The organism is Oceanobacillus limi (assembly GCF_900111445.1).
Lineage (GTDB): Bacteria > Bacillota > Bacilli > Bacillales > Amphibacillaceae > Ornithinibacillus > Ornithinibacillus limi.
Window position 1 is genome coordinate 1 of the sequence record NZ_FOHE01000039.1, and the last position, 6,448, is coordinate 6,448.

Sequence of the window (6,448 nt, forward strand, 5' to 3'; positions counted from 1 at the left end):
CCATCTATTACCCGATGACTTTATACGTTCTTTCCCAATAATATCTATATCGAATCCATGATCCTCGAATATTTGTCTAGGAAACTTACCCTTTTCGTTTTCAGTAATAAAAATTCTTTTAAATTCATCAGTATAAGTAATCCCTTTTTCACTAACAGATTTTACATAGAGATTTTTAGATAATATTCTAATTTCCTTTTCCGTAAACAATCTCTTACTCATATTCTTTCCCCATTTACTATTTTTTCTTAAGTATACACAAAAGTACCCTATAGGTAGACTTTTTTTAAAGTGTCTACTCTATAGGGTACATTTTAAAAAGGGGAGATTCTCTTTTTAAAAACGTTTATATTTGTCTAATGGCAAACGAATAATGGGCGAAAGTGCCCCATTGATAATAATTACAATTTATATGGCTGAAAAATAATTGTTACAGCTTATCTGGATTTAAAGTTATATAAATCTCTTGGATGATATCATCTATGATAAAAAAGCTGATAATGCTTTGTAATCTTCCGTTCATGTATATTACGATCGCCGGTTGACCATTTACACTCGTAATTTTATAGATGTAATTATCATCTAGCTTTCGTACCAATCCATAGAGGAATGCAGATACTTTTTGTTTTGTTGGAATCGGTCGTAGTGCTGCTAGAACTTTTCCACCTCCGTCAGAGTATAGCGTTATATTAGCGGATAATAATTGAAGCAATTGTTGTTGATTCTGTAGTTGAAGTGCTTGTATAAATTGGTCGACAACCTGTTTGTTATTATTATAGTCTAAGCTTTCATTACTTACTTTTTTTAATTTTTCTTGAGCTCTACTATATATTTTTCTACAATTGACTAAAGACTTATCTACAATTTCAGAAATTTCTAGGTAAGATATATCAAATATCTCTCTTAATACTAATACGGCCCGTTCAACTGGAGATAAGTTTTCCATCATTCGTAAATATGCAATCGTAAGTCCTTCTTTTCTAAGGATTAAGTTAACTGGATTTCCTTCCGTTTGTTTTTCGTTGAAAATTGGTTCTGGATTCCAAGGACCTACATATTGTTCTCTCTTTAGCCGTGCAGACTTTAATAGATCCAAACAGCGGTTAGTCATTATTTTGCATACAAAGGCTTTTTTATTATTTATATTACTTTGATCTACCTCATGGGCCCGCATAAAAGTTTCTTGAACGGCATCTTCTGTTTCCTGTATGGATCCAAGCATTCGGTATCCTATCGAAAACAATAGTGGTTTTAATTCTTCATATTCCTCACTACTGATTTGCATCTAATTCCCCCAATATATATAAGGCCGTTTCTTTCCCTGTAGTAATTGCGGCTTCAGATAACATGGAAGTTTGAGAAGCCCAATCTCCAGCCATATATAATTTTTTTGACTTCATGTGATTCAACAGTAAATGATCATCATGTCTAGGTATGCGTTGATTAACTGTAATTTTAGGTAAAAACCTTTGATTGATTACATGTTGACGCCATCCTGGTTGATTTCGCTCTAAGAAGTTCTCAAGCTCGTATTGGATCTCTCTATGGTCTATTTTTTCAATTGTTTTATCATATTTTAAAACATGCAGAATATGACTTTTTTCTTCTGTGGAAAGGGTAGCAAACTTAGAATGTAATGAATAATAATACGGTTGATCTAGCGATAATGCAAATGAATGATTCGGTCGTGGAAGTTTTTGGAGTGCTATGTCCATTGTAGCAGCTTGTATAGGGACACTGCTATCTAAAAAGTGTTCCAGTAAACTATTTTTTGAAGGGATAAGCTGTCTTAAGTGGTATGGATTCCCTGTAAATATAATGTAGTTTGTATGGATTACATCTTCGTTTAATAGAATTTTTATCGGCTTATTATCAAGGACGATTTGTTTCACAGATGATTGTAGTTTGAATTGAACGTCATGGTTAACAGCTTGTGTATAAAGTTGATCTACGATGCTTTGCCAACCATAATTCAAGTAAATTACCCCTCCTAATGCAAGCTTTAAATGATGAACGATTACCTTAGCACTTGTCATTTCTGGGTTATGACAATACGTTGCTAGTCGACACAGGGTAAATAAAAGATCTTTCATCTTCCTTGATGATGACGTAGAAGAGACCCATTCTTCAAAAGATATATCACCAATGCTATCTATTTTTACTGTTAGTAGTTTTACTATAATACGAAACCATTCCATTCGCTCTCTCCAATTTAATAAACGTGATGAGATAATTTTAGTTAATGAAAATGGTGCTTGATACGATTGATCTTGATAATATAATAGACCACCTGGTTTTGGTGAGCCTCCTATTAATTGTACATCCAATTCATGAAGGATACTTTTTGCAACCCCTCGTTTATAAAAGGCGTGCGGCCCCATATTGAAATAATGTTTCTGAATGGTATTGGTTTTTGCTCTACCACCAAGGTGCGTGCTTTGTTCCAACAATAATATATTGTAATTGGTCTTTCCAAGATAATTAGCAGCGACTAGTCCAGCCAAGCCTCCGCCAACAATAACAACATCCCATCTCTTTTTCATCCTTATTCCTCCTTAAGTTCTCTTTTATAAACAAGACGAGGATGTGGGAAATTTGTGACATTCATTTTTAAAAAATAATAAAAAAATATATAATATCCTGAAACAAATGAATGCTGGAAACGTTATAGATATGAGGGGGAGTTGGTTTAAAGAGTATATCTACAGCTCTGAATTGGTGTTTATTCAAATTTTATGACTAGCTGTTTACCGGGCCGATTCGAGAAATGGAGAGAAGAATGGAAGGATAAATGTTTAATCTTTTCTAATTACGTGGAATCGAAGTTTGGAATTGGAATAGCAATGATTAATGTTATTATGGGGGTGTCGTCATGATAGAACGATTGAATGTGGAACAAAATGCTAGGGAGATCTTTGAACTATCTCAATTTGCTTTTCAATATCAATTAACGGAAGATGAATTAGAGAAGAAGCGGGATGAGGCACGAAGACATATTATTTGGGGGCATATGGAAAACGGACAGATAGCTGCTAAACTCCACCTCATTCCTTTAGCTTGTACCATTAATGGAAAGGAATTTAAGATGGGAGGAATCAGCGCTGTTGCAACTTGGCCGGAGCATCGAAGAAAAGGAATGGTAAAAGATCTAATTAGTCATGCGTTAAGCTATATGAAAGAAAATGGCCAAGTTATTTCTTATTTGCATCCTTTTTCTGTTCCGTTTTACCGGCAATATGGGTGGGAGCTTTCTTTTAATGAAAAGACATATTCGATACCAATTGAAAAGTTCAACAAGAATTGGCAAGGAAAAGGATATGTAAGAAGAATATCTAAAAATTATCAGTTATTACAAGCGATATATCAGGATTATGCATATAGATATAGTGGAACCTTAATTCGGGATGAAAAGTGGTGGGAGCAGCGAATATTAAACGATGAATCTACTCACATTGCTGTAGCTTATGATGAACACAACAATCCTGATGGATATATTCTTTTTGAAGTAAAGGAGAAAGAATTTATAGTAATTGAAATGGTTTATCGATCCTTGAATGGGAGGAATCTACTACATCAATTCATTGCGAATCATGATTCTATGGTGAAAAAGGTAGAAATGGTTGTGCCTGAGAATGATGCACTACCTTTGTTACTAGAGGAACCAGACTTTGAACAAAAAATAGAACCATATTTTATGGCACGTATTGTGAATGTAAGTCAATTTTTGAAGCAATATCCATTTCAGAATACAACAAGTAGCAATCAGGTGACATTACAAGTAGAAGACGACTTTTTACCTGAAAATAGCGGGAAATATTATCTACGTCAATCTGATTTGGAAACAAACGTTTCTTTTCTTCCATCTGGAGGAAAACCAACTAAAAAAATTCAATGTAATATACAGCAACTTACTACTATGTTACTTGGTTATTCTCGTCCGCTTGAATTATTTGAGCTAGGATTGATTACAGGTGATGAGGCGTGTGTAAAGGAATTAGAGAACATGGTACCGATTCAACAACCATATTTCCCAGATTACTTTTAATAGTGGACTAAAAAAAATCCCCTTTTATGGAATAAGGGGATTTTTAGGTAGGAAGTACTGATATATCGAAATATCTTGAAAATAATAGAAATTTGATAGATATTAAGGTAAAATTGAAAAAAGTGTAATAAATAGGAAGCAATCTATGATAAAGGGATGAAATTAATGACGTATACGATTCATTTAAGAAAATTGCTATTTTCAATTGACGATCATTTATTTCGAATCGGAAAAGCAGAGAGTCTTAAAAATTTGTGGAAACTAGCAATCTTTCTATGCTTTGGAAGTGTGATTGTTTATGGGTGGATGGCCTATTTAGGAATAGGCTCTGAACCTCTCTCTAGTGGAGCAGTAACTTCATCTCCAGCCGAATATGAGTTGCAAAAGTTTTGGTTTATTATTGGTCGAATGACTTATGCATTTATACTAGCATTATTGGTTCTTTTTGTACCATCACTGTTATTTTATGTGGTTACTAATGTACCATATCGAAAATTAATTATCATGCAATTAGTTGTCCTTTTGGTAATGTTAGTGGAGCGAATCCTTTGGGTGCCACTTGTTTTATATGCAGGACTTGATTGGTATGTATCTCCATTTTCGTTTGGAATCATTGCTTCTTACATAACGGATATCCCTTTTTTGATCTATCTATTTGGCTCGATCTCCATATTTCAATTATGGATTATCTGGTTTCAAATAAAATTTTTAACGAAACTTTCCCCAATAAAAAGCGTTTGGGTGTGGGTGATGATCATTTTATTTCATATTTCTCTATGGTTGATAACCGGATTATTGACCGATGTGGATGTGCATTTGATTGGTAGGTGGTTTGGGTAATGTTTAAAAAGTTAGTATGGATTGCTATATTACTATTTATTGCTACAAATGGCCTATTAGTACTGCTGGATCACGAGGGGAAAGTTAACCGAACCGCCTACATAACAGAGTGGGAAGCGGTAGATGAAAAAGATTTATATGAAAAAATTGGGACATCTGGTGTAGTTGCGTATACGGAAGAGCATTACATTTATTTTGATGATAGTGCGGGAAGTTTTCAAGCGTTTTTGGTGGAAGAGGGGAGTACGATAAATACTGGTGATCCTCTTTACTCGTATCGAGTGGATAGCTACTTTGAAACAGAGAATTTACTACAAAATGAATTAGCTACGCTTAATGGAGAGATATCAGCTATTGAGGATGCTATTACTGAAATGGCTTCCTATCAAATCCCAAAGCCATCAGAGCCGGTTATTCGTTCAGATGATGAAGATAATCAAAGTGTAACTGTTGTTGAGCAAAGTGATCCAATTGAAGCGGAATTATTAAAGGAACAATATTTGATTGAGAAAGAAAGTGAATTAAGCGCTAAGAAAGATCAAGCTAAAAGTATTCAATCGCAGCTTGAAGACCTCCATACAACTGGAGATACGGTGACTGTAGAAAGTCCTTATGAAGGCAAGATAAAGGCTGTATCAACAACATTGGATGACCCGGTAATAATCATAGAGGACACTCGGTTACAGGTAAAAGGAGAATTGGAAGAAGCAGATCGCAAATTGGTTGAACCTGGATTGGAGGTTGAAATCGAAATAGCTGATTTAGATAAAGATTTTAAAGGAATAATCAAATCAGTTGGTGATTCCCCAGTAAATGAAGTAACAGTAAACCAGGGGAGTAATTATCCTTTTGAAGTTTCCTTTGATGAGGAAGAAGCGTTAGATGCTGTCTTGCCGGGATATCATACAGATTTAGAAATCATCCAAAACCAATCACTTCAAGCGGCAACTGTCAATAAGAATCTGGTGTTTAATAATCATGTATGGAAATTAACAGATGAAGGGAAAGTAGAGAAAGAATTGATTGAAACTGGTATCGAAATGGGGAATGACGTAGAATTAACCAGTGGAATAAATCCTGGAGATTTTTTACTTACTGAGAATATAAACGTAGATTATGCTGGCGCTCCATTTATTGCACCATTTAATTATAGAAAGGCACCATGGTTGAATTTAGTTGATGGTAAACAATGGACAGAGTTTTTTGTTACGGGCATAATTTCGAGATAAAATAATTTCTAACTAGTGGTTGGTACTAAACAGTTAGTCCAAGTGAAAATCCGAGCGATGATTTCATTCTTTTTCAGAATGGAATTCGCTCGGATTTTTTTGGGGAGTATTTTGAAACTTTGTTGCACCTTATGTATATTATGTGACGTAACTTTTGGTTTCACCTAATGGAAATATTGTAGATAGCCGCTACGGCAGAAGGCTTCGTTTTCCGCGGATTGCCTGAGCTTATATATAAAGGAATGAGGATCCACTTCGTCATTGATGTGGATTGTGGTTCCGCTAAATGAAAAAAATACCGCCCATACTAGGTGTATGAGGATCCTCGTTCCTC

General features: G+C 34.7%; 7 protein-coding genes. 3 read left to right on the forward strand and 4 right to left on the reverse strand.

Translation table 11 applies throughout. The features are described from left to right. The 3 genes from BMX40_RS19620 to BMX40_RS19630 all read right to left on the reverse strand — a co-directional run. Window positions 1-222: HTH domain-containing protein (locus tag BMX40_RS19620; protein ID WP_342028701.1), on the reverse strand; the 222-nt coding region annotated here is incomplete at its 3' end. A 208-nt stretch (window positions 223-430) separates the two neighbouring features. Beyond that, window positions 431-1,285, reverse strand: coding sequence for an RNA polymerase sigma-70 factor (locus BMX40_RS19625; RefSeq protein WP_090873120.1), 855 nt, complete (start codon window positions 1,283-1,285; stop codon window positions 431-433). After that, window positions 1,272-2,543, reverse strand: coding sequence for a phytoene desaturase family protein (locus BMX40_RS19630; protein ID WP_090873122.1), 1,272 nt, complete (start codon window positions 2,541-2,543; stop codon window positions 1,272-1,274). The genes BMX40_RS19625 and BMX40_RS19630 overlap by 14 nt, the downstream gene beginning before the upstream one ends. 329 nt (window positions 2,544-2,872) lie before the next feature. Here BMX40_RS19630 and BMX40_RS19635 point away from each other — a divergent pair, with 329 nt between their 5' ends. The 3 genes from BMX40_RS19635 (at window position 2,873) to BMX40_RS19645 (ending at window position 6,114) form a co-directional block, all read left to right on the forward strand. Next, a complete protein-coding gene (locus BMX40_RS19635; protein WP_090873124.1) occupies window positions 2,873-4,045 on the forward strand; it encodes a GNAT family N-acetyltransferase in 1,173 nt (390 codons plus the stop codon). Window positions 4,046-4,210: 165 nt separating this feature from the next. Continuing rightward, on the forward strand, window positions 4,211-4,885 hold the full coding sequence (locus BMX40_RS19640; protein WP_090873126.1) for a hypothetical protein: 675 nt from the start codon (window positions 4,211-4,213) through the stop codon (window positions 4,883-4,885). Next, window positions 4,885-6,114 (forward strand): efflux RND transporter periplasmic adaptor subunit, encoded by a 1,230-nt coding sequence (locus tag BMX40_RS19645; RefSeq protein ID WP_090873128.1) that lies wholly within the window; start codon window positions 4,885-4,887, stop codon window positions 6,112-6,114. Before BMX40_RS19640 ends, BMX40_RS19645 begins: the two co-directional genes overlap by 1 nt. 282 nt (window positions 6,115-6,396) lie before the next feature. On the opposite strand, the gene BMX40_RS20970 is transcribed toward BMX40_RS19645, so the two are convergent. Continuing rightward, a partial coding sequence (locus tag BMX40_RS20970; protein ID WP_139177973.1) for a hypothetical protein occupies window positions 6,397-6,448 on the reverse strand: 52 nt, incomplete at its 5' end.